Raw genomic sequence first — 23,929 nt, 5'->3', positions numbered from 1 at the left:
GTAAATCGAAGGAGAGAAAAGTGAAAGCAGTACTGATTTTTATTGTGTTTGTATCTATGGCAGGTTGCGCAAGCTTCATGCCGGTACCAGAAAATTACAATGGGCCAACGGCTACCATTAAGGATAGCTACTCTAATAAGCAATCTACTACTGCCCACTTTTTTACTCTCCAAAAGATAGATGGAAATTACGTCTCCAATAGTTTTGGCGCAACGCGAAGTGCAAATTATGGAAGTGGGGCTGCTTTTGAACCTGAAATCACCGTGCGTGAAGTTCTTCCTAAAGAACAGATATTTACAATAACAGGCTATATTTTTTTCCCAACAGATGCGCAGCTTTTGTTCGGCGACAATCTGGCCGTAAGGGGCGATCTTCAATTTTCACCGGAGGCTGGGGAAACTTACGTTGTAAAAGGCACTGTGAGCGAGAAAGTTTCTGAAGTTTGGTTAGAAGATTCAGAAGGTGATATAGTTGGCCAGAAGTTTTCCAAAACACATACTGAATAGCCGGTTTGCGTCGCTAGGCATTGAGCGATTAAAGAAGAAAAATAGGTGGTGATTAAGTCTCACGGAGTGTGCTCGCCATTTAACAAATAAGGATAAGTGTCGCGCAGCCGACACTTTATCCGGGTGTTGGACAAGCCCGAAGCGGCATTATTATGGAAATAGCTTGGTTGAACGCCGGAGGGCGGCGGTGTGGCGGTTTGCCTCTGCTATGGGGGGCTGGCTGGCTTCGATCCCGATAATTGCGGGTGGTGTATTAACCAACGTCTCAAGGACTTTTGACCGCGTTATTGTTCTGTGAATCAACACCTTGTCTTGGTGATCTTCATCGTGAATACTGAAGCTATGTTTGGCTAAATCAATGCTATTGATAGATAGTGACATCTTGATGGCCTCAGGCGATTTTTTAATCAGACTTACCCAGTTGTGACAAACCTAATGAGGGGGGAGTCCATGTCATTCGTTAGAATGACGACTGAAATGATATCGGGATGGAAAATGAGAAGTATATTTTTAGCATTTGTTCTTACTTGGGGGGCGAGTGCTTTTGCTCAAAACAATGATGGGCTTGAGGACTCCCTGCGGGAATTGGTTCCTGATGGATACTTCGTGACTGAAACGATTTATGGTGACTTAAACAAAGATAGTCAAGAAGACGTTGTTTTAATCATAAAAGGAACAGACCCAAATAAAGTTGTTATTGATGAATTTCGTGGTGAAATAGACCTCAACCGAAGAGGAATAATTGTTGCTTTAAGAAACCAACAAAATTACGAATTAGTCGTTGAAAATCTAAACTGCTTTTATTCGGAAGAAGAAGATGGCGGTGTATACTTCGTACCAGATATTTACACCAAAATTGAAAAAGGAAACCTATATGTCCTTTTCGCTCATGGTCGCTATGGACACTGGCGCTACAATTTTCGTTATCAGGGAGCAGATTTTGAGCTCATTGGTTATGACAATAGTGCTAACAGAGGGCCAACAGTAGAAGTAGTCACTAGCATTAACTACCTGACAAAGAAAATGTTGGTGAAGAAAAATATTAACCGTCATGAAGAACATGCAGATCCAATATTTAAAGAGAGTTGGACGAGCTTTACACTTGATAAGCGATTTAAGCTAAGTGAAATTAACGAATTTAATGAGTTTGGTGATGGGTTACGAGAATAGATAGACTTGTATCGACACGTAATTTGAACAAACAACTATAGCGTCAATCCTTAAATTAACGCCGTTTTTTCTTCCCGTCGGACGCCATCCCGAAGCAATCGCATTGAGGATGGCAATCAGATGGTCGCATCCTGTTACGGTATTTTTGTTCATTGCTTCTAAACCTTCGTTTAGTATCGGCATCTCTTTTTCACTCAGAGGCTTAAGATGAAAAAATCAGTAATCACCTTGACTTTAATGCTCGCTTTAGTGGGTTGTGATGATGCGAGTAAAGCGATTGATGAGGCTCAAGCAGCAGCGAACAAAGCAGTCGATAGTCTGCAGCAGAAAGCCGATTCGCTAGATTTGAATCATCTCAATCTTGAAGTTTTTGGTGATGCGACCCAAAAGGCGCAAGATTTTACTCAGTCGATAGACACATTGATCAACACAGATTTCACAGACCATCAAGCGGTTACAGCAGCAACAGATAAAGTTTCTAACTCTTACAGTTGCTTAGTTGATGTTTCTTCTGAGGCGACAGCAGAAAATTTGCTAGATAAAATCGTATCTTCAGTGAAGAACGATCAAGTATTGGCAATCATCGAAAAAGGTGTCGCGCAAGCGAAAACGGCGAAAGAGTGCATGATGTAAAAGGCCTCAAGAGGGACTGCCCCTCGACATTCGGTTTGTGCACTGGCTTTGAGGCCAAATCCTGATAACAGACGCGATTGCGGTCCCTCATTCGTGATAACGCAGCATCAACTTCTTGCTCATCACAGCTGGCTGAACTATCATTTGTACGTTATTTTGTACCAAATGGAGTTCAACATGAGTCGTATTCATTTCGATCAAGATATTCAGCCGTTGTCTGAATTTCGCGCAAGTGTCGCTTCTTACATCAAACAAATCAATGAGACTCGTCGTCCATTAGTAATTACACAACGTGGTAAAGGTGTCGCTGTGGTTCTTGACGTTGCAGAGTACGAGGCAATGCAAGAGAAAATCGAATTACTGGAAGAAATGCGCACAGCAGAAGCTCAGTTAGCTTCCGATCTGGGTGTTTCTCATGAAGATGCACGCGCCCAAGTGCTAGCACGCATTAAGAAATGAAAGTAGTTTGGTCTCCTTTAGCGCTTCAAAAGCTTGGTAACGTAGCAGAGTTCATCTCTTTAGATAATCCATCTGCTGCAGAAAAGTGGGTCAATGATGTTTTCGACAAAACGAAGTTACTCGGAAGCATGCCTGAAATGGGGGCGCTTTGTTCCAGAAATACCCCACACAAACTATCGTGAAATCATTTTCGGTCACTATCGTATTATTTACAGCTTAGGCCATGAGATCAGAGTGCTAACGGTTCGTAACTGTCGACAAATGTTGTCGGAAGAGGACGTATAAAACTGCGTTCTACCACAATTATGATGCAACAACTCTGAAGCATGCCTGTTCAATCACGAGCAATAAACCAGCGTTCCCCACTCCCTCAGGGGAAAATTCAGGACGAATTTTCAGGTTGTCGGCGCCGGGAGCGCCTACAACCGCCCCGGACAACACCAAAGAATAAAAAGGCATTTCTGGTTACGCTTTGTGCCAGCAAAGAGTCACTGGCGCGCGTCACACCATGCCGAAAGAACCACCAGACTCAAGCGCGACATACTCTCCCAGCCACAAAATTACACTTGCTGTATGGATTCCCGCCTGCGCGGGAATGACGGCTTAACATGTACTTTGATGGCACTCCCCCAGGGGAAAATTCAGGACGAATTTTCAGGTTGTCGGCGCCGGGAGCGCCTACAACCGCACCGGACAGCACCAAAGAACAAAAAGGCTTTCTGGGTACTCTTTGGCCCACAAAGAGTACCTGGCGCGCATCAAACAAAGCCAAATGAACCACCGAACTCAAGCGCGACATACTCACCCAGCCACAAAATTACACTTGCTGTATGGATTCCCGCCTGCGCGGGAATGACGGCTTAACATGTACTTTGATGGCACTCCCCACGGGAAAATAGACATTGATAGAGATCCTATATTCCCGCAAAGAACAAGTTGCTCAGTGACAAACTGTTTTAAACACCACCACAGAAGCGTGTGATGACACAACTGCAGCACTTGCCGACAAGATAAAACTGATCCCATATAAGCGATATCCAACAATGAAGGAATCAGCAATGAAGATTGAGTCTGCTTTCAAATGGTGTCCTGCCGCGCTTGCGCTGATGGCTGCAAGCACTTTTGCCTATAGTCATGCCACTGAGCCTGATCTGTTCACCGGCACCCATGGTGAGTTCCAGCAAAACAGCGGCCATGTGGTGGCCACTTATGTCGCCAACTGGTCGAATCCGGCCAGTATCAGCCAGATCAACGGGAACAACCTGACACATATCCTCTACGCATTTTTAGATATTTGCGGTCCGGGTCAACGGGCAGGCCACGAAGCCACCTGCACCGGCAAGCCAGATTTTACGCTGGCTGAAAATAACAGCACGATTGATAAAGCCTTCTCGGCCCAATTCAGTGAACTGAAAACCCGATTCCCGCACCTGAAAATTCTGCCCTCGATCGGGGGCTGGGGCGGCGATGGTCCGTTCGCCCCTATGTCGATGAACATTAACAACCGGCAGGTTTTCGTTCAGGCCATGGTGGATTACCTGAAAGCAAACCCAGCCTTTGATGGGGTGGATATTGACTGGGAATGGCCGCAAAACCGTGCTGAAGGGGAAGCCTATGCCGACCTGATGATAGATCTGAGGGCTGCGATGGACAAACTCAGCGCCGAAACCAGCCGTGAGTATCTGGTGACATCAGCCATAGCGACAGCGGAGTCTTATACCGCCAAGGTCAACTACCAGCGGGCAGAGCCTGCCATGGATCTGATTTTCCTGATGACCTACGACTTCTTCGGAGCCTGGTCATCTGACAATGTCGGCCATCACACTGCGATAAGCGCCCATAGCGGTAACTTAGCCAAAGGGTATGGTTTTGGCGCTGAAGATGCGGTTCAAAATCTGCTTGGTTTAGGCATGCCTGCTGAAAAGCTCGTACTGGGCGTTGCCAAATATGCCAAGGGCTGGGACGGTGTCGCACTGAATCCTCAGGGATCGCCCTTTGGTGGCGTGGCGACCGCCGGTTTTCCGAAAGCGGTGAATCCCTGGGATGTCGAAGGTATCGCGACGTATACCCGTATCTCAGATGAGATCCTCGGTCCGGACGGACAAGGCGTGAACGGCTTCGAAATTCGTGTCGATCCGGATTGTCAGTGTCACTACGCATGGCGTGGATCGGATGCGGCGTTTGTCGGCTTTGATCACCCGGCAGATATCATTGCCAAAGGCCAGCTGGCTACCAGCAAAAAACTCGGCGGCCTGTTCTCGTGGGAATACGGTCAGGACAATGGCGATCAGCTCAATGCTATGAATATCGGTGTTGGTAATCTGGATATGAAGACTCTGCCGGACGTGACAGACTGGCAACCAGATGCCGTCTATCTCGCCGGTGATCGCGTCAGATTCAATCACTTTGTCTATCAGGCTAAATGGTGGTCCCAAAACGACGAACCCGGCCATCCCCACGGGCCATGGGAAAAGTTGGACTTCACCCATGCGGCCAGCTGGTCTGCGGAGGCCACCTATCAAACCGGTGATCGCGTCACCCATAATGGCGTGGTGTACCAAGCCATGTGGTGGACACTCAATAACGAACCGGGCGCTCCGAACAGCCCATGGACGGCCTTGTAAACGTATAGATCAAGGCGAGGAAGATATCCTCGCCATGCATCATTGCAGAGCAGTTTGGTTTGTGCAAAAAACCAATTAAACCGCAAGGTAATCCGGCTGCTAACCCTGCTAATCATCTCTATATTGGTACTAAGCCAGTAGCTCTCTTCGGACGATGTCTGCACCTGCACTCAAGGCATTCAGCTTGCCCCTTGCGACGTCACGGGATAAAGGTGCCATGCCACAGTTGGTGCAAGGATAAAGCTTGTCGGCATCGACAAACTGCAGTGCTTTTCGCAGGGTATTGGCGACTTCCTCTGGCGTCTCAATGGTATTGGTTGCGACATCAATCGCTCCTACCATGACTTTTTTACCCCGAATGAGTTCCAGTAGCTCGATTGGAACACGCGAGTTGTGACATTCCAGTGAGATGATATCAATATTCGATTGCTGCAGTTTGGGAAACACTTCTTCGTATTGTCGCCACTCTGAGCCCAAGGTCTTTTTCCAGTCTGTGTTAGCCTTGATGCCGTAACCGTAGCAAATATGTACAGCCGTTTCGCATTGAAGTCCTTCAATGGCTCTTTCTAAAGCCGCAATGCCCCAGTCATTGACCTCATCAAAAAACACATTAAAAGCAGGCTCATCAAATTGGATGATATCAACGCCAGCGGCTTCTAATTCTTTGGCTTCTTGATTGAGGATTTTGGCAAATTCCCAGGCAAGTTTTTCGCGGCTTTTATAATGGTTATCATAAAGCGTATCTATCATCGTCATGGGACCAGGCAGAGCCCATTTAATGGGTTGATTGGTTTGCTGACGTAAAAACTTGGCATCTTCAACAAAAACCGACTTGGGGCGACTCACAGGACCCACGACTGTCGGTACACTCGCATCATAGCGGTCACGGATTTTCACTGTTTTACGTTGCTCAAAGTCAACGCCGCTGAGGTGCTCAATAAAGGTTGTCACAAAATGCTGACGGGTTTGCTCGCCATCACTGACAATATCAATACCTGCCCGTTGTTGCTCTTGTAATGACACACGTAAAGCATCGTGTTTGCCGTCTATTAACTCCTCACCTTGTAATTTCCAGGGTGACCAAAGTGTTTCAGGTTCTGCAAGCCAAGAGGGCTTAGGTAAACTGCCAGAAGTTGAAGTCGGTAATAATGTTTTCATAATAGGCTCTATTGTAATTTATCGTTAATTATAAAGCGTAATTAGCAGACCACTGCTCAAGAATACTTTGGTATGGTTTGATGAAGTGTTCCTCAGCAAATTTACCTTGCTCAATAGCCAACTGGCTGCGTTCTGCTCGGTCATAAACAATTTGAGTTAATGAATGATCCTGATTCTTCAGATTGGGCTGATATAATTTTCCCGCTGAAGCATTCGCATTATAAATCTCAGGCCGGTAAATCTTTTGAAATGTTTCCATCGTACTGATGGTGCTTATCAGCTCAAGATTCGTATAATCATTCAGTAAATCACCAAAGAAATAAAAAGCTAAAGGTGCAGCACTGTTTTGAGGCATGAAATAGCGAACCTGCAATCCCATTTTCTTGAAATATTGCTCAGTCAGCGAAGACTCATTGGGCTGATATTCAAAACCCAATACAGGATGCTGGTTTTCAGTGCGATGATAGATCTTGCTATCCGAAACACTGAGACAGATAACCGGCGGCTTACTGAAATTAGCCTTGTATGCATCTGAATTAACAAAGCATTGGAAGAGCTTACCATGCAGTTCACCAAAATTATCCGGAATGCTAAATTTGGGTTGATTCTTATTATGATCCAACAATAATACGCTGAAATCATAATCTCGCACGTAGGAGGAAAAATTATTCCCTACAATGCCTTCAATCCGTTCGCTGGTTTTATGATCAACAATGTTCGTTTTCAATACTTCAATCGAAGGGAAAGCCTGACCACTACCTTCAATATCCATATCTACTGAAATAATTTCAAGCTCGACAGAATAACGATCGCCTTTTTGGTTATCCCAACTTGCTAAAGCATTAAAACGATTGTTAATCATCCTTAAGGTATTGCGCAAGTTCTCTTGACGGCTCTCTCCTCGCGCCAAATTAGCAAAGTTAGTTGTGATACGGGTATTATCTGAAGGATGATAATTTTCATCGAAACAAATATTCTTTATCGTAAATATAAAATCTTTATTCATGGTAACCTGTCATCCAATTTTCTGAGATAATCCTGAATTTATTTTTTGTTCTTTCCGGACTTTACAATTTTATATTTTTGTTTTTCCAGTCCGTCATCTTCACAGTTGTTTGATTTTGGCCTAATGGCCTCAATCAGAGCCAACTGCAAGATTGTATAAAGCTGACAATAGAGTAATTTATACTTGGGTCGAATCATGAATAAAAATGATTTAATTTCATTAATCTATGAATCACGTTCATGGTTTGTGAAAACCGAACGTGAAAACCGCACTCGCTGCATCGATGTCCGCCTGCGCGGCAAATGACAGAGGTAACTTAATGAATGTAGGCCTGAAAACGCTCTATCCAACAACGATTCAGAGAACAAAGTTACCCACTCCACAAGGGAAAAATTCAGGACGAATTTTTAGGTTGTCGGCGCCGGGAGCGCCTACAACCGTCCCGGACCACACCAAAGAACAAAAAGGGGCTTTCTGGGTACTCTTTGCCCCAACAAAGAGTACCTGGCGCGCATCACACAATGCCAAGTGAACCACTGAACTCAAGCGCGACATACCTCAGCTGTACCAAAATCCCAACCACAAAACTTTCACTCACAGGAAGCGGTTACAAATCCAGCCTCAACCGCAGCATATCTTTGTGCTGAATACCCAGCTCAAAGATTGGCTCATCATAATGATCGAGAAAGAAATCTTTAGCGACACTCTCAACCCGAAACCCCAGCCGCTGGTAAAACGTCAGCTGATAACCGAAAGTGCCCGTTCCCAGCACGAGCGATTGAACCCCCTGCTTCCTCAGCCGGGAAAATAATGCGGTTAACAGCTTCGAGCCTATACCCTGCTGCTGAAACGCCGGATAGACCGCCAGATTGAAGACTTCGTAAGTATTTTCTGCGATCAGCTTGGCAACACAGACCCCGATGATTTCGCCATCAACCACAGCAGCCAGGCAATAAGCCCCGTTCAGATAACGCTGGATACAGGCTTCAGAGGGATCAGCTTCCAGCAGCAGTGCCATCGGGATCTGTGCCGCATCCAGATGATGAATTTCAATCATGACAGACTCAGCGCCATAATCAGCTCGTCTGCTGTCTGGCCCGTAACCTGAAAACCGGCTTTTTCATAACGGTGTTTTGCTGCCAGGTTATGCGGGTAGACATCCAGCTGGAGTACGCGAGCCTGATGCTTTTCAGCCGCCGTGTGTCTGGCAGCATTGATCAGCGCCACGCCGACACCAGCGCCCTGGCACCGGCTTTTAACGTACATTTGTGTAAGCAGCACCGTCCGGTTTTCCAGTTCAGACACACCACACAAACCGATAAGTTCTTCACCCTCAAACGCCCCCAGCATAGTGTGCTGCGGGCTTTGGCTGGCTATGTTACGCTCAAAATGCATGGTTGGCTGCTGCCGCTGCTCCTCATAGTTGGCACCAAAGCAGTCTGGATGTAACCGCAGACTTTCCAGACGAATGTCGCGATATGCAGGAATATCAGCAGGGGTTAAAGCACGAGTGGTCACTTCCATATCTCGGTCTCTCAGATTTCCTTCTCCTCTGCATGTTAACCACAAATTCAACAAGTTGCACATCCTATTCCCCGGCTTAGCCTCTGGCAGACAAAATCACTTTCGGCTCAAACATAAAGCAACAAACCTATAAATATTTCTGATAGTCCTTCGACGGTGTGGGCGATGACTCAAGCCCGATATCTTTCTTCAGGTGCGGACTGAATGATTCTGGTTGCAACTGTGTCTTTTTCTGCCGATTTCCCCATAACCATGGCTTTTTCTGATTAAACAGCTGAATTTCAACTTCCCATTGCAGTGCTACTCTGATCATTTTATTCCCCTTCAGTCACAGTGCCTGCAGGAATTATGCGTATAATGAGTCCCGGCCACGAACGATGATTCATTACACCTACTATAAGCTGAGATTATGGACAATCGACTACAGTACTTATCCGGATTACGCTACTTTGAAGTGGCAGCCCGACGCCAGAGCTACAGCAAAGCCGCCGAAGAATTGTATGTCAGCCAGGCCGCCGTCAGTCAGAAAATCCGCCAGTTAGAAGAGGTACTGGGCTGCAAACTCTTTGTCCGGCAAGGGCGGAACATGATACTGACCACGCAGGGATCCAGCCTGTATACCGATGTTTCACGCGGATTCGATCATATACTGTCCGGTCTGAACCGCATTCAGGCGGAGCCTCTGGAGGGGATCCTGACCGTTAATACCTCCCGATCTTTTGCCTCCCGCTGGCTGATGCCCCGCTTGTGGAAGTTCACTATGATCCATCCGGATATTTCCATCCGGGTCGATGCCACTACCGAAGCGCCTGACATGAAGTACGGTAGTATTGATCTCGCCATCAGACAGGGCCACAAAGTACATCTTGGTGACAGTATTCAGTCCTGTGTGCTGTATGAAGAACCTGTATATCCGCTCTGCTCACCCGAGCTGGCCAATTCGATGAAGTTTACCCATCCGGAACAGCTGCTGAAATGCTGGCTGATTCACTGGGCTGAAACCTGTAATTTAACCTGGGAGCGCTGGTTTAACACGGCGGGAATTGACGTGCCCGAGGGGAACTTACAATGGATGGAAGTCAGCACCTTTGAAATGGGGTTGAATGCCGTCATGGCCGGTCACGGCGCCTGTTTAGGCACGCTGAGTCTGGCCGGTGATTTCATCGAAAACGGCCTGTTGGTCAAGCCTTTTGACATTGGCTTAGTGCCGGGTATCCGCTACACCTTATTTTACGACCGCACCTCACCGCGCATGACCCGTGCTCAGGCCTTTATCGACTGGCTGCATCAGGAAGTCCGACAGTCTCAGGCACAGCCCGTGCTTACATGACTATTTGCAAGAATGACTTCCTGTGCACCCTCTTTTATGGATCCCCGCCTTCGCGGGGATGACTAAAAAACAACAAATACAAACATTTATAGCAACAGCATGACGCACAAGTAAAACCAAACTCTACGTATGGCCTTACTGTCATTCACACCAGCACACTAGTACCGAAAAAATTCAAATTACTCATTAACTTAACGTCATTCCCGCGCAGGCGGGAATCCATCTGGCGCGCTAAACAGCATGCATTTCACTTATCCCCCTCCCGCCCAAAATAGCTCATTTGGTGTTGCAAGAACAAATTTGAACCTCTATGATAACCATTAAATGAGCCACACCAAATGACCCACCCCTGAGACCACAGACAGAAGCTGTCCTGTTAAGGAGTCACTATGCCCACCCTGTACGGCTATATTCGCCTGTCGCCGAAAATGAGCGATCCTGAAGCGTTGATCCGGCAAATTACCGATTATGATCCCAATCTGCGGCTGTTCCGGGAAACCGGGATCCGCGGTAACGTTCCTGCTGAGGAGCGCCCCCGGTACCGCGACTTATTCAACACCCTGAAACCGGGTGATCAGTTGATCGTCCGCTGGGTGACAGATCTCGGTTTTCATTTCGATGCCTGCCATCAGACCCTTCAGCAATTACTGGACAAAGGCGTGATCGTCCATACCGTGAACCAACCACTGACCTTCAAACCGGGCTGCCCAATCACCGATGCCTTGCTGCTGATGCTCAAAGGTTATGCGAACTCACACACCCAGCACCGGTTGTGGGCCGCCGAGGCGGGTCGGGATTCACTGCGCCAGGACAAAGCTGCATGGAAAGAAAAATTTCGCGGCCGCCGTGCCAATCATGAAGTGCACCAACAGATTGCCATGCTGCTCAAGGCAGGGAAAACCCTGCAGACAGTGGCTGACGAAACCGGTGTCAGCCTTTCTACGGTAAAACGTGTCAAAGCAAAGATGCAGCATCACGGCCACGAGCTGTAAATCCAAATTCAAACAGAGACCAACACATGCAAAAACGACTACAACCCAAATCATTTACTGTGCAGCAAGCGTTTGATATCAGCCCGAACATGCGTCGCGTGATTCTGACAGGCGAAGATATCCGCCATCTTCCGGCCGACAGTGCCGGTCAGTATGTCAAACTGCTGTTCACTCCTGCCGGCAGTACCGACCTGAGCACATTGTCTGAGGGCCAGAAACCTGTGCTGCGCACCTTCACCATCAGTGAGTTTGATGCAAAGCAGGGCACCTTGGCGCTGGATTTTGTCAAACATCACCACAAGGACAAGAGCCAGCGCAAAGACGAGCACCAACACAAAGGCGAGATCACGCCGGAACAAGGCGGTTATGCGTGTCACTGGGCCATGCACACTCAGCCAGGCGAACAGATTTCCCTCGGCGGACCAAATACCATTCAGGGCCTGGCCGATGACAGTGACTGGGTACTGATCATTGGTGATATGACAGCACTGCCTTCCATTCAGCTCAAAACAGCCCGCCTTGCGGCAGATAGCCAGGGTTATGTGGTGCTGGCACTCAGCAGCGAGCAGGATTTACCGGCACTGCAGTTGCCCTCCGGCGTTGAATTAATCACTGTGGTGGATGGGGAACGCTCAGGCACCGCACTGGCTGAGAAAGTAACGCAACTGCGCTGGCCGGATGGAAAGCCAGCTATCTGGTGTGCCTGCGAATTCAGCACTATGCGGGCCATTCGCCAGCACATCAGCCAGCAGGATCAGTTCGATCGCAAAACTTGTTACATCAGCAGCTACTGGAAACACGGGGTAACGGAAGACGGGCACAAGGTCATCAAGCGCGAGGATCAGGACAGCTATCATGGCGAAGCCTGATGCCGAGACGGCAGAGGGATCAGCGGTGTCTGCCGCTTTTTCCTGGCGTCCGATTTTACTGGCCTGCCTGACCATCAGCATAGGTCAGTTTGGCATGGGGTTGGTGTTTCCTTCCCTGCCCTGGATAGCCAAAGACTTTGGCATATCCATCGATCAGGCTCAGCTGCTGATTTCGGTCTACTTACTCGGTTTCGGTCCGTCGCAATTCATCTACGGCCCGATCTCAGATGCCTTAGGCCGTCGCCGCGTGCTGTTAGCCGGAATCCTGCTTGCAGTGGCCGGTCTGATTCTGGTGATCCTTGCCAGCGACAGTTTTTACGGCTTAGTGGCCGGTCGCCTGATGCAGGGACTGGGGGCGGGTTGCTGCGCTGTGCTGGCCCGCGCCTCGACACGGGATTCCTACACAGGTGAACAACTGCCGCAGGCGCTGTCTTATCTGACCATGGTGGCCTCGTTTACGCCGATTTTTGCGCCCGTGATTGGCGGTTTCATTAACCACCACTTTGGCTGGCTGTCGGTCTTTATCGTGCTGGCAAGCTATATCACCCTGGTGTGGTTTGCATTGTGCCTGATGTTCAAAGAAACCATGCACGACAAGCAAGCTGTGCCTTCAGTGAAGAAAATCGTCACTGATTACCGCTCGCTGTTGTCGTCACGTTATTTCCTGAGTTTTGCCAGTATCGGCTGGCTGAACTTCAGTCTGGTCGTCACCACCATCTCGCTGATGCCCTTTATCATGCAGGTTCAGATTGGCATGACCTCAGACGAATACGCCCTCTGGGCACTATTGCCGACCGCAGGGTTATTTGCCGGTGGTTTTCTGGTCAGCTGGCTGCGGCCAAAAATCGGCACCAAACGCATGCTGTACCTCGCACCTGCCGTGCATCTCATTGCGGCGGCCTGGTTAATTCTGACACCGCTGACACCATTGATGATGATGCTGGGTCAGTTCCTGATGGTGTTTGGCAACGGCATCGCCATGCCTTGCGCCCAGTCGCAGGTGATGCTGCCGTACCGCAAACAGGCTGGCACAGTGGCCGCGTTATCCGGTGGCGGGCAGATGCTGCTTTCAGCCCTGGTCAGTATGGCGCTGATCAAGCTGGGTATTCAGCAGGCCTGGCAGCTTGGCTGTGTGATCGGGATCTTTGCTCTGATTGTCACCCTGAATATCCGCAGCGGATTCCGCACGCCGTTACCTGACAGCCAGTAAAGAAAAACACCTGCCCTTGTTTGTGTTAACAGGGGCAGGTGTTCAGCCACAGTAAAGCGACAGGGTTATGAGGAGCGCAGGAAATCGAGCATCCAGCGGGTGACTCTTTCACTGTCTACCGGCATGTGCAGCGATGTCAGTCCGGTATCCAGTACATTGGCTGGTAACAGCGCCTTTCTTGCCAGCATCAGGTCCCGCGAATAGGCCTTGCTGAATTCAGGGTGGCCCTGAATGCCGAGAAAATGCTCGCCCACTTGCAGCATGTAATACGGGCAAAAATCACTCCCGGCCAGCACAGCCGTATCATCCGGTAACCTGACCACCTGATCCTGATGGCTGACCAGCAAAGACAGATCGGACGGGAACGCGGCATTTTCCGTTACTCCCGCCGGCAACGCATGCAGCGCATGTGTCGCCACACCAATCCCCCAGCCCTGCGGCGCCTGAATCACTTCGCCCCCCAGTGCTTTTGCGATCAACTGATGACCAAAGCAGATCCCCACCAGCTTCTTTTTACGGGCATGCAACGCCCGCACAAAAGCCAGCAACGGGGGGATCCAGGGCAGGTCATCGTTGACACTGTGACGACTGCCCGTGGTCATATACACATCGCATTCATCAACATCCTGCGGCAACTCGCCGTCCAGCGCCCGGTAAAAAACCAGTTCCGGCGCGTCACCGGCATCGCGCAGCAGCTGAGTGAACATCGCCGGATAATTACCGTGGTCGGCCTGCAAATCCTGCCTGACATCATCGCACTGCAGAATACCCATTCTTACCGTCATGGAGCCTCCTGGTGTCAGTGCTGTGGCAAGCGGCCCGTCACAGCGTCCACAAAAATCCGGCTGTATTGCTCGGCGCTCAGTGCAACAGGATTTCCGCCTGCCGACGGGTCCTGTACCGCCATGCGGCCTACACGCTGTGCTTCTTCAACCGTAATATCAATATCCGCCAGCGTATGGGGGATCTGCAGGGCGGCACGGAAATCCAGAATCCAGGTCAGAAAGGCATCGAAACCGGGCTCGGGTAAATCCAGATAGCGGGCGAGATGGGTCAGCTTATCTTCAATCGCACTGCGGTTTGCCACCAGCACATAAGGCATCAGGATGGCATTCAATAAGCCGTGATGCTTGTCGTATAACGCCCCCAGTGTGTGGGCGATGGCATGCATCCCGCCCAGACCACGCTGAAAGGCGGTCGCGCCCATACTGGAGGCCACCAGCATCTGGGTGCGGGCCTCAAGGTTACTGCCATCGGCAACCGCCTGTGGCAGATAGGCTTTAATCAGCCGGATGCCTTCAAGTGCAATACCTTCGGCCATCGGGTGATAGCCGTTGGCACAATAGGCTTCAAGATTATGCGACAGTGCATCCATACCGGTCGCCGCTGTGATATGCGGCGGCAGCCCGGTCGTCACCGCCGGGTCGAGCAACACACGTACCGGCAGCATCTTAGGATGAAAAATGATCTTTTTGACGTGGTTGGCCGTATCAGTGATCACAGATGCACGCCCGACTTCAGAGCCGGTCCCGGCTGTGGTCGGGATCGCGATAACAGGGGCAATAGCATCCGCAATGGCCTGCAACCAGTTGTCGCCCACATCTTCGAATGCCCACAGCGGCAGTGACTGTCCCGCCATCAGGGCAATGGCTTTGGCGGCATCCAGGCTGGAACCGCCACCAAAGGCAATCACACCATCAAAACCGCCCTGACGATACACAGCCAGGCCGTCTTCGACATTCTCGCCGGTCGGATTGCCCTGAATCCGGCTGAACACCTCACAGCCAATGCCAGCTTCGCGGCATAACGCCACAGTTTCCGTCACCATGGGCAGGGCTGCCAGCCCGGGATCGGTGACCAATAATGCGTTGCTGATCCCAGCGCCGCGGCATGCCTGTGCGATTTGCTGTAAACAACCTTCACCTACTGTGATCGGCGTTGGATAATTCCAGTTTCCTTTCAGCGACATCTTGCTCTCCTTACACGCCGGTTCAGGCCAGTGATTTAATATGAAATGACTTCGGACGTGTCAGCGCCGCAAAGCCCAGAGCCGACAAAGTGCAGCCGCGGCCAGACTGTTTGACCCCGGTCCAGGCCAGCGCCGGATCGAGATAATCACAACGGTTAATAAAGAAAGTACCGGTTTCCACCTGCTGGCCTAAGGCAATACCCCGCTCAATATCACGGGTAAAAATGCTGGCGGTCAGGCCAAAATCGCTGTCGTTCATCAGCGTGATAGCTTCTTCATCGCTATTCACTTTCATAATACCGACAACAGGCCCGAACGATTCTTCGTGCATCACGCGCATCGAATGATCAACCTGGGTCAGAATTTGCGGCGCCAGATAGGGCGATCCGGCCTGACTGAGCGGAAAAGCCTGCTCATCAATATGGGCAACTGCACCCTGCGCTATCGCCTCCTGAATCTGGCCACGGACAAAATCAGCGGCACTGGTACGGACCAGCGGCCCCAGCGTCGTGCCCGGCTCATCCGGTCGGCCCAGCTTATATTGTCTGACGATCGCTACCGCTTTTTCGACAAAGGCGTCATACACAGAAGCGTGAACATAAATACGTTCAATACCACAGCACGACTGGCCGCTGTTGAAAAATGCCCCGTCAATCACGGTGTCAGCCGCATCATCCAGATCGGCATCTTCGCGCACGTAAGCCGGATCTTTACCGCCCAGCTCCAGTCCAACGCCGATAAAACGGCCTGCGGCGGCTTGCTCGACATGCGCGCCGGCCGGTACTGAGCCGGTAAAGGCGACATGATTCACCGCGTCAGACTGGATCAGTTTGGTGGTGTCTTCGTGCGTCAGATGCAAAAACTGAAACACCCCTTCCGGCAGACCTGCGGCATCAAAAGCCGATTTCAGCCGCTCAGCACACAGGGGCGTTTGTGCAGAATGCTTGAGGATGACACTGTTACCGGCCAGCAAGGCAGGCACAATACTGTTGATGGCCGTCAGGTACGGATAATTCCAGGGGGCGATCACCGCCACCACACCAACGGGCTCACGGGTAATGTAACGGCTGAAGCCGGGCTTGTCGGGTAAAGTGATCGCGGCCAGCGCCGCATCGCTTTCGGCAATCATATGGCGTGCCCGTTCCGCCAGACCGGCGATTTCGCCCTGCGCATAGCGGATCGGTCTTCCCATCTGCCAGCAGATTTCCTGGCCGATCTCAGCTTTATTGGCTTCAAACCAGTCAACCGCTTTGCTGCACATTGCCTGACGCTCGCTCAGTGCAACGCTGGCCCAGCTTTTCTGGGCACTTTTCGCCAGCGTCAGCGCTTGCTGAATCTCATCGCCAGAGGCAAGCGGACGCGTGACATACACACTGCCGTCTACCGGCGATATCGTTTGTTGCATTCGAGTCATGACGCATCTTCCTTAAATAATTTCGAAATAACGATCCATTTCCCAGTCAGTCACGTGTTTTCTGAATTCACGCTCCTCCCACTCACGGCTGGCAGCAAAGTGCTCAACGAACTCATCACCGAACATGGTTCGGGCAGCGTCAGACTGCTTAAACCGCTGCGCGGCATCCCACAGGGTACGTGGTAATTGTAGCTCTGGTGCATGTTGCTGTTCGTAGGCATTGCCCTTCACCTGCTCGAACGGTTCCCATTCCTGCATAATGCCGTACAGACCGGAAGCCACGGCGGCTGCCAGCGCGAGATACGGGTTAGCATCTGCTGCGCCTAAGCGGTGTTCGATGCGCTGGGATTGTTCACTGCCGGGGATCACCCGCAGGGCCGTGGTACGGTTTTCCACGCCCCAGGTGGCATCTGTCGGTGCCCAGAAGCCGGGGATCATACGGGTATAGCTGTTGATGGTCGGTGCAATCAGACACAAAAACTCAGGCATTAGGCGCTGCTGGCCGGCCAGAAAATGCCGCTGCAGTTTACTCATATTGTGAGTCTGTGTCGGGTCGTAGAACGCCGACGAGCCGTCTTTGTTTTTGAGCGACACATGAATATGGCCACTCTGGCCCGGATAGTCTCCCGACCATTTCGCCATGAAGGTCGCCAGCAGATCCCTTTTCTGAGCCAGCACTTTCATGAAGGTTTTGAACAGTGCCGCTTTGTCGGCCGCCGCTTCGGCGCCATCAACCGCGATGGCGGCTTCTAAAACACCGGGACCGGTCTCTGAGTGAATGCCTTCAATCGGAAAATCCATCTGCTCACTCATGCCCAGAATGGCTTCATACAAGCCGGAATGCACCGAGTTTCGAATCATCGAATAACCAAACCAGTCCGGCGTGATGGTTTCCAGGTTGCGAAAGCCTTTTTCTCTGGCTGAATGCGGTGTTTCATTGAAAACAAAGAACTCATATTCAAGGGCAGCAAACACATCAAAGCCCATGTCATTGGCTTTTTTCAGCACCTTGCGCAAGGTGCCACGCGGGCAGACTTTCTCAGCTTCATCGGTAAACTCGGCAATAAACAGCAGCATACCTTCTTCACCGTAGACCTCCCGGCAGGTGTGCGGCAAAATGCGTACCGGGGCGTCCGGGTAGCCGGTATGCCAGCCGGTATATTGAGTATTGTCGTAGAGCTGATCTTTGGAGTCCCAGCCCAGCACGACGTCACAAAACGCGAACCCCTTTTCAAGCGATGAAAAGAACTTGGATTTCGACATATATTTACCGCGCATGATGCCGTCGTTATCAAACAAGCCGACTTTCACGTGGGTCAGTGCGCGTTCTTCTACAATGGCCATTGCATCGGCAATCGTCTTCACTTCTCTGGCTTCCATGTGTACCTCTTTCATCAAGATGACTCGTTCCTGAGCCTGTTTGGAGATAAGTTCAATCCGGACGCACTGACCAACAGCGGCAGCCGCGTCCTCAAATGACATTAACTGAGTTCAGATTCTGCATCAGCAATCAGGTCAAACTCTTCTTCCGGCGCATTGGCGACAATACGGTGACGGCTGTACAGCGTGAAGTAAGTCAGCATGACAGCGTAAAAAAGGGCGGACCACAGCGCCGCCTGCAGGCTCACCACAAAAGTGGATGCCAGCGCTACCAGCGACAGTGCCAGCGCAATGCCCGATGTCAGCGTGCCACCCGGCGTTTTATAAGGGCGTTCCAGCGCTGGCTCTTTGCGGCGCAGAATAATATGGGACAGACTCATCAGAGCGTAAGATACGGTCGCGCCAAACACCGCCATGGTGATCATCAGATCCCCTTCGCCGGACAGCGACAACAGAAAGCCGATGATGCCGGGCACGATGAGCGCCCAGACAGGCACTTTACGCTCGCCGGACAGCGACAGAAAACGCGGCAGGTAGCCGGCACGCGACAGTGCAAACACCTGGCGTGAGTAGGCATAAATAATAGAAAAGAAGCTGGCAATTAAGCCGAACAGGCCAACAAGGTTAACGAATTTCGCCGCCAGCGATTCCGTGCCGTACACCGACTGCAAAGCACCAACCAGCGGCGCACTGTGCGATTTCATGGCTTCGGCTCCGGCACCGCCCGGCACCAGAATCAGCACCACAGCGGCAAACACTATCAGTACCAGCATGGAAGCGATAATGCCACGCGGCATATCTTTGGCCGGATTAGTCGCTTCTTCAGCCGCCAGTGGCACACCTTCGACCGCCAGGAATAACCACATGGCAAATGGCAGTGCCGCCCAAATTCCCATGTAGCCTTCCGGCAAAAAGGCACTGGCGCCAGCGACATCTGAATTAACGGCAATATCAAAAAGGTTGTTGATGTCAAAATGCGGCAGCATACCCAGCGCAAAAACTATAATCGCAATCACCGCCAGCAAGGTGATCCCCATCATGATACGCAGTGCTTCTCCGGCACCCCACAAATGGATACCGACGAACACACAATAAAAAGCCGCGTATACTATGGGCCCGTCAATACCGATTAACTCATTCACGTAGCCGCCGATGAAAATCGCAATCGCGGCAGGGGCAATGGCATACTCCAGCAAGATAGCGGTACCGGTCAGAAAGCCTCCCCACGGCCCCATGGCGCGACGGGCAAAGCTGTAACCACCACCAGCAGTGGGAATCGATGACGACATCTCGGCCAGACTCAGTACCAGGCACATATACATCAGCCCCATGACTATCGTGGCCAATAGCATGCCGCCAAACCCTGCCCGCTCTAAGCCAAAATTCCAGCCAGCGAAATCCCCGGAGATCACATAAGACACACCCAGGCTTGCCAGCAGTACCCAGCCTGCCACGCCTTTTTTGAGTTGTCGTTTACTTAAGTATTCGTCAGAAACGGTATGGGTTTCGACGGCTTGCTCGTTGCTGCCAGACATAACTTTTCCTTTTCTACAGTGAATGAAGTTAAATCGCACATCTTGTTAAGCTTTTGTTAACTTAATGGCGACATCTACTGCCCGGCAACAAGAATCAGTTAGGCTAAAACTAAGGTATAAGTTTTATTAATAGTAAGCGGCATTTCCGTGACGGCGAGCCGCTATGTGATGAATTTTAAGAAGAAAATAGCAGGTTTATGTGTTCGCTTATGTGTGACCGCTGATGCCGGGGCAAGACAGGAGCGAACGCCAGTGCAATCACCTCGGGTACCAGAAGCAAAACCGCTAACAGCAAAGAGGGGGGATGAAATAAGCACCGGCAGCATCTGAACATAACGAAGAGACCACCCCATGCTGCGGCGCATTATCACAAGCAGAATGAGGTGGCCTTTGTAAAATGATTCAAAGCACTGCAGGGTTACATCATTTTGCAGCCGGAATCGGAACCGGAACCGGTTTTGGCTTCGGATAGTCACCGCTAATGATGGCTTTATCCGGTCCGTAGTTTCGCAACACAATCCAGAATGGTCCATCGGGTGATGGCAACCAGTTACTTTCCTTATCCGGCCCAGGTGACTCATGCTGGAAATAAATCGTTAATGAACCGTCATCGTTGCTTTTTACTCCCGGAGTCGTACTTGACAGCGAATATCGGTTGATCGGGTTTTCCACCAGCCATCGCTGTGGCAGTTTATACATAGTGAATGACCAGAAATATTTCACTGGTGGTATCTGCCCCGCAGGAAAAGTCACTGAATAATTATTTTTACTGGCATCAAGAGGCTGATCATTCGAATCAAGCGGAATAGAAAAATATACCGCCTGCTCATTAGCATTACCAAAAATACCCAGCACAACCCCCAATGTCCGCTTCAGATAATCCGTGCCAATCCGCTCGCGACTGCCAAACAGTGTGCCTGAATCCAAAGTAGGATCGTTTCCGGCTTTCTGGAATTCGGCCAGCGCATCCTGTACCCCCGCCCGCATCGCATCCTGAATCGAGGGGTCTAAGGCTGAAAAGTCAAAAGGTTCGCCCGTGCCAATGCCTAAGGCTTTGAGTTTATTGTACTCCGCGGCATCATTCGCATTGGGTGACGTAAACGGGAGAAGAAAGTCAGCGTAGCGCCAGAATTGATCTGTTTTTTCATCGCCTTCTGTCCATGCCGGCCAGTCAATGGCCGGTGCTGGCGCTGGGGCGGGCTGACCCAGGAATTCGCTGAGCGGTTGCAGCTTGTACGCTTGCTGTATCTTCTCAACATTAGGCATATCATCCTGCCCTCCGATGAGCTGTGTACGTGTCAGCGTCCCCAGGAACTGACTCTCCCCGCGGATGACTCGTTTAATACCTTCTGGCGTTTCACCTTGCCAGTCCGGTGCAACGAGCATGAAGCTTCCGCCACCGTTGCCATCATTCAATGAGCCGGGATTATCAATAACATATGCCCACAAATCATCCCACTGGCTGGTGTAGTAACGCTGAGCTTCTATCTCAGGCAAAGTGACTACCCAAGGCTCAGACCGCAAATCCACCCAGGCGTAAGAATAAGGGGTATCAATATTGGGTGTGACAATATCAGTGTCTGCGGGGGTAGACGTGCCTAAATGCAGCCACTTGCCAAATGCCGCATCCCCTTTAATTGCCTGAGAATACATAGTGCGATAATTCAGCACTAAGGGGTAAACAAAAATGTACGCATCACGGGCATATTCGCGCGCCTGCTCAGCAGTTAAAGAATTCGATGAAGATGAGGTTGTCGTTGTAGCAGAAGCTGTATCCGCGGAGGTATTGGAAGCAGCTTGATTCGGATCGTTACACGCGACAAGCAAAGTCGTCGACAATGTCACGGCAAGTAGACGTTTCATGCGATCAATTCCTGTTGTTCATTTTTAGAAAAGATAACTGTTCGGACTTCGTGTACCACAATGCAAAAACACGCGAGCCAGCCTGCGAAGACGTTATTGCTACTGCTTCAAAGCAGACCGTTTGTAACTTTAGACCAAGACGGAAAGATAAGCATCTAATATCACAATACTTTCAGGCCAAGATTTCGGAATCAGACCATAACAACCAGAAGCAGGATGGTGACGAAAACACGACAGAATCCATTGTTAGGCAGGGAAATGAACGCAGTTGAACGAGCTTGAAGAATTTACGCAAAGTGAACATTTATTCGGGCAATGAAGCAGAACGCCTGCCCGGAAAGTAATGCTCGTTCAGCAAGGGAGAACCTGCTCCCTTGCTGAAGAGTCAGTTAATCAGAAATAACTATCGTACCTGTCTTGCCAGTTTGAAAGCCCCCACCAGTCGATCCAGTTTCTCAGCCAGGCCGGCCAGATCCTGACTGGTTTTTTCCAGCTCCATACTGGCATCCAGCCCGGCCTGCACCGCCTGATTCACCGTATCCATGTTGAGATTGATTTCATTGGCCACACTGGATTGCTGCTCTGTAGCCGTGGCAACCTGAGTGTTCATGTCCAGAATCGCGACAACCTGACCCGAAATTTCGTCCAGCGCACTCAATGCGTCTTCGGTGGCTTTGGTGCCTTCTTCAGTCAGGGATTTGCTGCTTTCCATCGCAGTCACTGCGTTTTTCGCTTCATGTTGCAGCTGGTCAATCATACGCTGGATTTCATCGGTAGACTGAGCCGTTTTAGTCGCCAGATTACGCACTTCATCCGCGACCACAGCAAATCCACGACCGGCCTCACCGGCACGGGCTGCCTCAATGGCCGCATTCAGCGCCAGCAGGTTCGTTTGCTCGGAAATGCCGCGAATCACATCGAGAATCGAGCCGATTGACTGCGTTTTGTCTGCTAACGTCGCAATCACAGCAGACATGTCATTCATTTCACCGGCCAGATGATTGATGGTATTGGTCGCCGCTTGCAGCGTCTTGCGTCCGGCCTGAGTTTCGCTGTTCGCACTGCCTGCAGACTCTGCGGCACCTGCAGCGTTATTGGAAATTTCATTAATCGTTGCGATCATTTCATTCATCGACGTCACCACCAGTAGCGTCTGTTCGCTCTGGTCTTGCCCTCTCGACAATGCATGCACCGACTGATCACGCAGCGAAGCTGCAGAGCGTCCCAGGCCAACACCTGTATCAACAACCTGAACGATGATGTCGTTGATCTTGCTGACAAAGATATTAAACGCCTCAGAAATACGGGCGATCTCATCATTCCCTTTTACCGGCAGACGCACCGTCAGGTTGCCATCGCCTTTGGAAATATCTTCCAGCGCCTGCTGCAATCCGGTAAGCGGCATGAACAAACGGTTCAGTATCCACATCAGAAAAGCCGCGCAGATGATAAAAATAATGATGATGGCGGTGAGCTGAGCAATCACAATTTCACTGGCGGCATTATCGACTTCTGTAATAGGAATGCCGACGTCGAACGCGCCGTAAAGCGATCCGTTCACATACACAGGCATCATGATGTCGTATACCCAGACTTTCTGAACATCCGCATACCATTTGGAGTGTTTCGGTTTACCCTGTCCTGCCCCTTCCACTGTGTAGCTGTCATCATAGACTTTGTTCAGCTTTTGCGGATCACTGTGGGCAATGGCCGTGATATGCTTATTAATCACTACGGCATAACTGATATCGCTGCGCTGCTTGAGCGACAACACCAGTGCCTGTAAATCGTCTTCCGGCTGCTGAGAGTTCTCAAGCACATACTCAACATTCTTTGCCAGTAGCTCAGCTTGTACCTGCGATTTTTTTAAAATAATACTGTCTATTTCCTGATGAGAAATATACGACGTAGACCAAATACTCGCTATCGCTGCAATGGCAAACATTGCACAGACAACCATCACTATAAATTTTTTCATTAAACGTTAACCCTGACTGTGTGGATTTGTAAAACTCATTGATATCAAAGGAATAGATACATTAACGAACTTATTTTTTGTTGTGCTGAAAAATCCAATGTTTGACCAGAAATGAGCAGACAAAATGCAAGCCTGATTTCATCAAAGATGAGCGGTGTAAATCTATTTTTTTAATGCTTTATCTGCCTGTTTTGAGGTGAATGCACATTTTCACATCACAGTATACCTGTAAGGGATTCACTGGTATCAGGCAGCCACAAACATACATCCTAGGTTGCCGGTTGACAGCTTCGCAGGACAGGCAAAGAA

General features: G+C 50.2%; 21 protein-coding genes and 1 pseudogene. 10 read left to right on the top strand and 12 right to left on the bottom strand.

Going from position 1 to position 23,929, the window contains the following annotated elements:
• Positions 1–20: 20 nt before the first annotated feature.
• From IFO68_RS12610 to IFO68_RS12585, 6 genes and pseudogenes are all read left to right on the top strand, one after another.
• Positions 21–506: a hypothetical protein gene (locus IFO68_RS12610; protein WP_192016199.1), complete on the top strand. Its 486-nt coding sequence runs from the start codon at positions 21–23 to the stop codon at positions 504–506.
• 495 nt (positions 507–1,001) lie between these two features.
• Positions 1,002–1,676, top strand: coding sequence for a hypothetical protein (locus tag IFO68_RS12605; RefSeq protein WP_192016198.1), 675 nt, complete (start codon positions 1,002–1,004; stop codon positions 1,674–1,676).
• Between the two features lie 207 nt (positions 1,677–1,883).
• Positions 1,884–2,309, top strand: a complete 426-nt coding sequence (locus IFO68_RS12600) for a hypothetical protein (RefSeq protein ID WP_192016197.1) — start codon at positions 1,884–1,886, stop codon at positions 2,307–2,309.
• Positions 2,310–2,486: 177 nt separating this feature from the next.
• Positions 2,487–2,768 (top strand): type II toxin-antitoxin system Phd/YefM family antitoxin, encoded by a 282-nt coding sequence (locus IFO68_RS12595; RefSeq protein WP_027250707.1) that lies wholly within the window; start codon positions 2,487–2,489, stop codon positions 2,766–2,768.
• Positions 2,765–3,053, top strand: a pseudogene (locus IFO68_RS12590) (type II toxin-antitoxin system RelE/ParE family toxin). The gene IFO68_RS12595 and the pseudogene IFO68_RS12590 overlap by 4 nt, the downstream one beginning before the upstream one ends.
• A gap of 773 nt (positions 3,054–3,826) precedes the next feature.
• A complete protein-coding gene (locus IFO68_RS12585; protein ID WP_192016196.1) occupies positions 3,827–5,392 on the top strand; it encodes a glycosyl hydrolase family 18 protein in 1,566 nt (521 codons plus the stop codon).
• Between the two features lie 129 nt (positions 5,393–5,521).
• Here the strand turns inward: IFO68_RS12585 and IFO68_RS12580 are convergent, their stop codons facing one another.
• From IFO68_RS12580 to IFO68_RS12560, 5 genes are all read right to left on the bottom strand, one after another.
• Entirely contained in the window at positions 5,522–6,550 is a 1,029-nt protein-coding gene (locus tag IFO68_RS12580) for a methionine synthase (protein ID WP_192016195.1), read from the bottom strand.
• Between the two features lie 28 nt (positions 6,551–6,578).
• Positions 6,579–7,556 (bottom strand): DUF1852 domain-containing protein, encoded by a 978-nt coding sequence (locus tag IFO68_RS12575; protein ID WP_192016194.1) that lies wholly within the window; start codon positions 7,554–7,556, stop codon positions 6,579–6,581.
• Positions 7,557–8,163: 607 nt separating this feature from the next.
• Positions 8,164–8,613, bottom strand: a complete 450-nt coding sequence (locus IFO68_RS12570) for a GNAT family N-acetyltransferase (protein ID WP_192016193.1) — start codon at positions 8,611–8,613, stop codon at positions 8,164–8,166.
• Positions 8,610–9,080: a GNAT family N-acetyltransferase gene (locus tag IFO68_RS12565; protein ID WP_192016192.1), complete on the bottom strand. Its 471-nt coding sequence runs from the start codon at positions 9,078–9,080 to the stop codon at positions 8,610–8,612. The genes IFO68_RS12570 and IFO68_RS12565 overlap by 4 nt, the downstream gene beginning before the upstream one ends.
• Before the next feature lie 127 nt (positions 9,081–9,207).
• The gene (locus tag IFO68_RS12560; protein WP_192016191.1) at positions 9,208–9,393 is read right to left on the bottom strand and encodes a hypothetical protein; all 186 of its coding nucleotides are present in this window, start codon (positions 9,391–9,393) and stop codon (positions 9,208–9,210) included.
• Positions 9,394–9,489: 96 nt separating this feature from the next.
• Here IFO68_RS12560 and IFO68_RS12555 point away from each other — a divergent pair, with 96 nt between their 5' ends.
• The 4 genes from IFO68_RS12555 (at position 9,490) to IFO68_RS12540 (ending at position 13,481) form a co-directional block, all read left to right on the top strand.
• Positions 9,490–10,410: a LysR substrate-binding domain-containing protein gene (locus IFO68_RS12555; RefSeq protein WP_192016190.1), complete on the top strand. Its 921-nt coding sequence runs from the start codon at positions 9,490–9,492 to the stop codon at positions 10,408–10,410.
• Positions 10,411–10,799: 389 nt separating this feature from the next.
• The gene (locus IFO68_RS12550) at positions 10,800–11,402 is read left to right on the top strand and encodes a recombinase family protein (protein WP_192016189.1); all 603 of its coding nucleotides are present in this window, start codon (positions 10,800–10,802) and stop codon (positions 11,400–11,402) included.
• 26 nt (positions 11,403–11,428) lie between these two features.
• On the top strand, positions 11,429–12,271 hold the full coding sequence (locus IFO68_RS12545) for a siderophore-interacting protein (protein WP_192016188.1): 843 nt from the start codon (positions 11,429–11,431) through the stop codon (positions 12,269–12,271).
• Between the two features lie 25 nt (positions 12,272–12,296).
• Positions 12,297–13,481, top strand: coding sequence for an MFS transporter (locus tag IFO68_RS12540; protein ID WP_192016299.1), 1,185 nt, complete (start codon positions 12,297–12,299; stop codon positions 13,479–13,481).
• Positions 13,482–13,546: 65 nt separating this feature from the next.
• Here the strand turns inward: IFO68_RS12540 and IFO68_RS12535 are convergent, their stop codons facing one another.
• The 7 genes from IFO68_RS12535 to IFO68_RS12505 all read right to left on the bottom strand — a co-directional run bounded on the left by IFO68_RS12535 (position 13,547) and on the right by IFO68_RS12505 (position 23,620).
• Entirely contained in the window at positions 13,547–14,266 is a 720-nt protein-coding gene (locus IFO68_RS12535) for a glutamine amidotransferase-related protein (RefSeq protein ID WP_192016187.1), read from the bottom strand.
• A 14-nt stretch (positions 14,267–14,280) separates the two neighbouring features.
• The gene (locus IFO68_RS12530; protein ID WP_192016186.1) at positions 14,281–15,450 is read right to left on the bottom strand and encodes an iron-containing alcohol dehydrogenase; all 1,170 of its coding nucleotides are present in this window, start codon (positions 15,448–15,450) and stop codon (positions 14,281–14,283) included.
• Positions 15,451–15,472: 22 nt separating this feature from the next.
• Entirely contained in the window at positions 15,473–16,864 is a 1,392-nt protein-coding gene (locus IFO68_RS12525; protein ID WP_192016185.1) for an aldehyde dehydrogenase family protein, read from the bottom strand.
• A 12-nt stretch (positions 16,865–16,876) separates the two neighbouring features.
• Entirely contained in the window at positions 16,877–18,259 is a 1,383-nt protein-coding gene (locus tag IFO68_RS12520; protein ID WP_225445209.1) for a glutamine synthetase family protein, read from the bottom strand.
• 86 nt (positions 18,260–18,345) lie between these two features.
• Complete coding sequence (gene eat / locus IFO68_RS12515; protein WP_192016184.1) at positions 18,346–19,779, bottom strand: ethanolamine permease; 1,434 nt, start codon at positions 19,777–19,779, stop codon at positions 18,346–18,348.
• 423 nt (positions 19,780–20,202) lie between these two features.
• Positions 20,203–21,642, bottom strand: coding sequence for a DUF1254 domain-containing protein (locus tag IFO68_RS12510; RefSeq protein WP_192016183.1), 1,440 nt, complete (start codon positions 21,640–21,642; stop codon positions 20,203–20,205).
• A gap of 403 nt (positions 21,643–22,045) precedes the next feature.
• Complete coding sequence (locus tag IFO68_RS12505; RefSeq protein WP_192016182.1) at positions 22,046–23,620, bottom strand: methyl-accepting chemotaxis protein; 1,575 nt, start codon at positions 23,618–23,620, stop codon at positions 22,046–22,048.
• Positions 23,621–23,929 lie beyond the last annotated feature (309 nt).

The sequence above is a fragment of the Photobacterium arenosum genome (assembly GCF_014841115.1).
In the GTDB taxonomy this organism is placed as follows: Bacteria; Pseudomonadota; Gammaproteobacteria; order Enterobacterales; family Vibrionaceae; genus Photobacterium; species Photobacterium arenosum.
The sequence above is the reverse complement of the archived record's forward strand: the minus strand, read 5'-3'. Positions and strand labels throughout refer to the sequence as shown.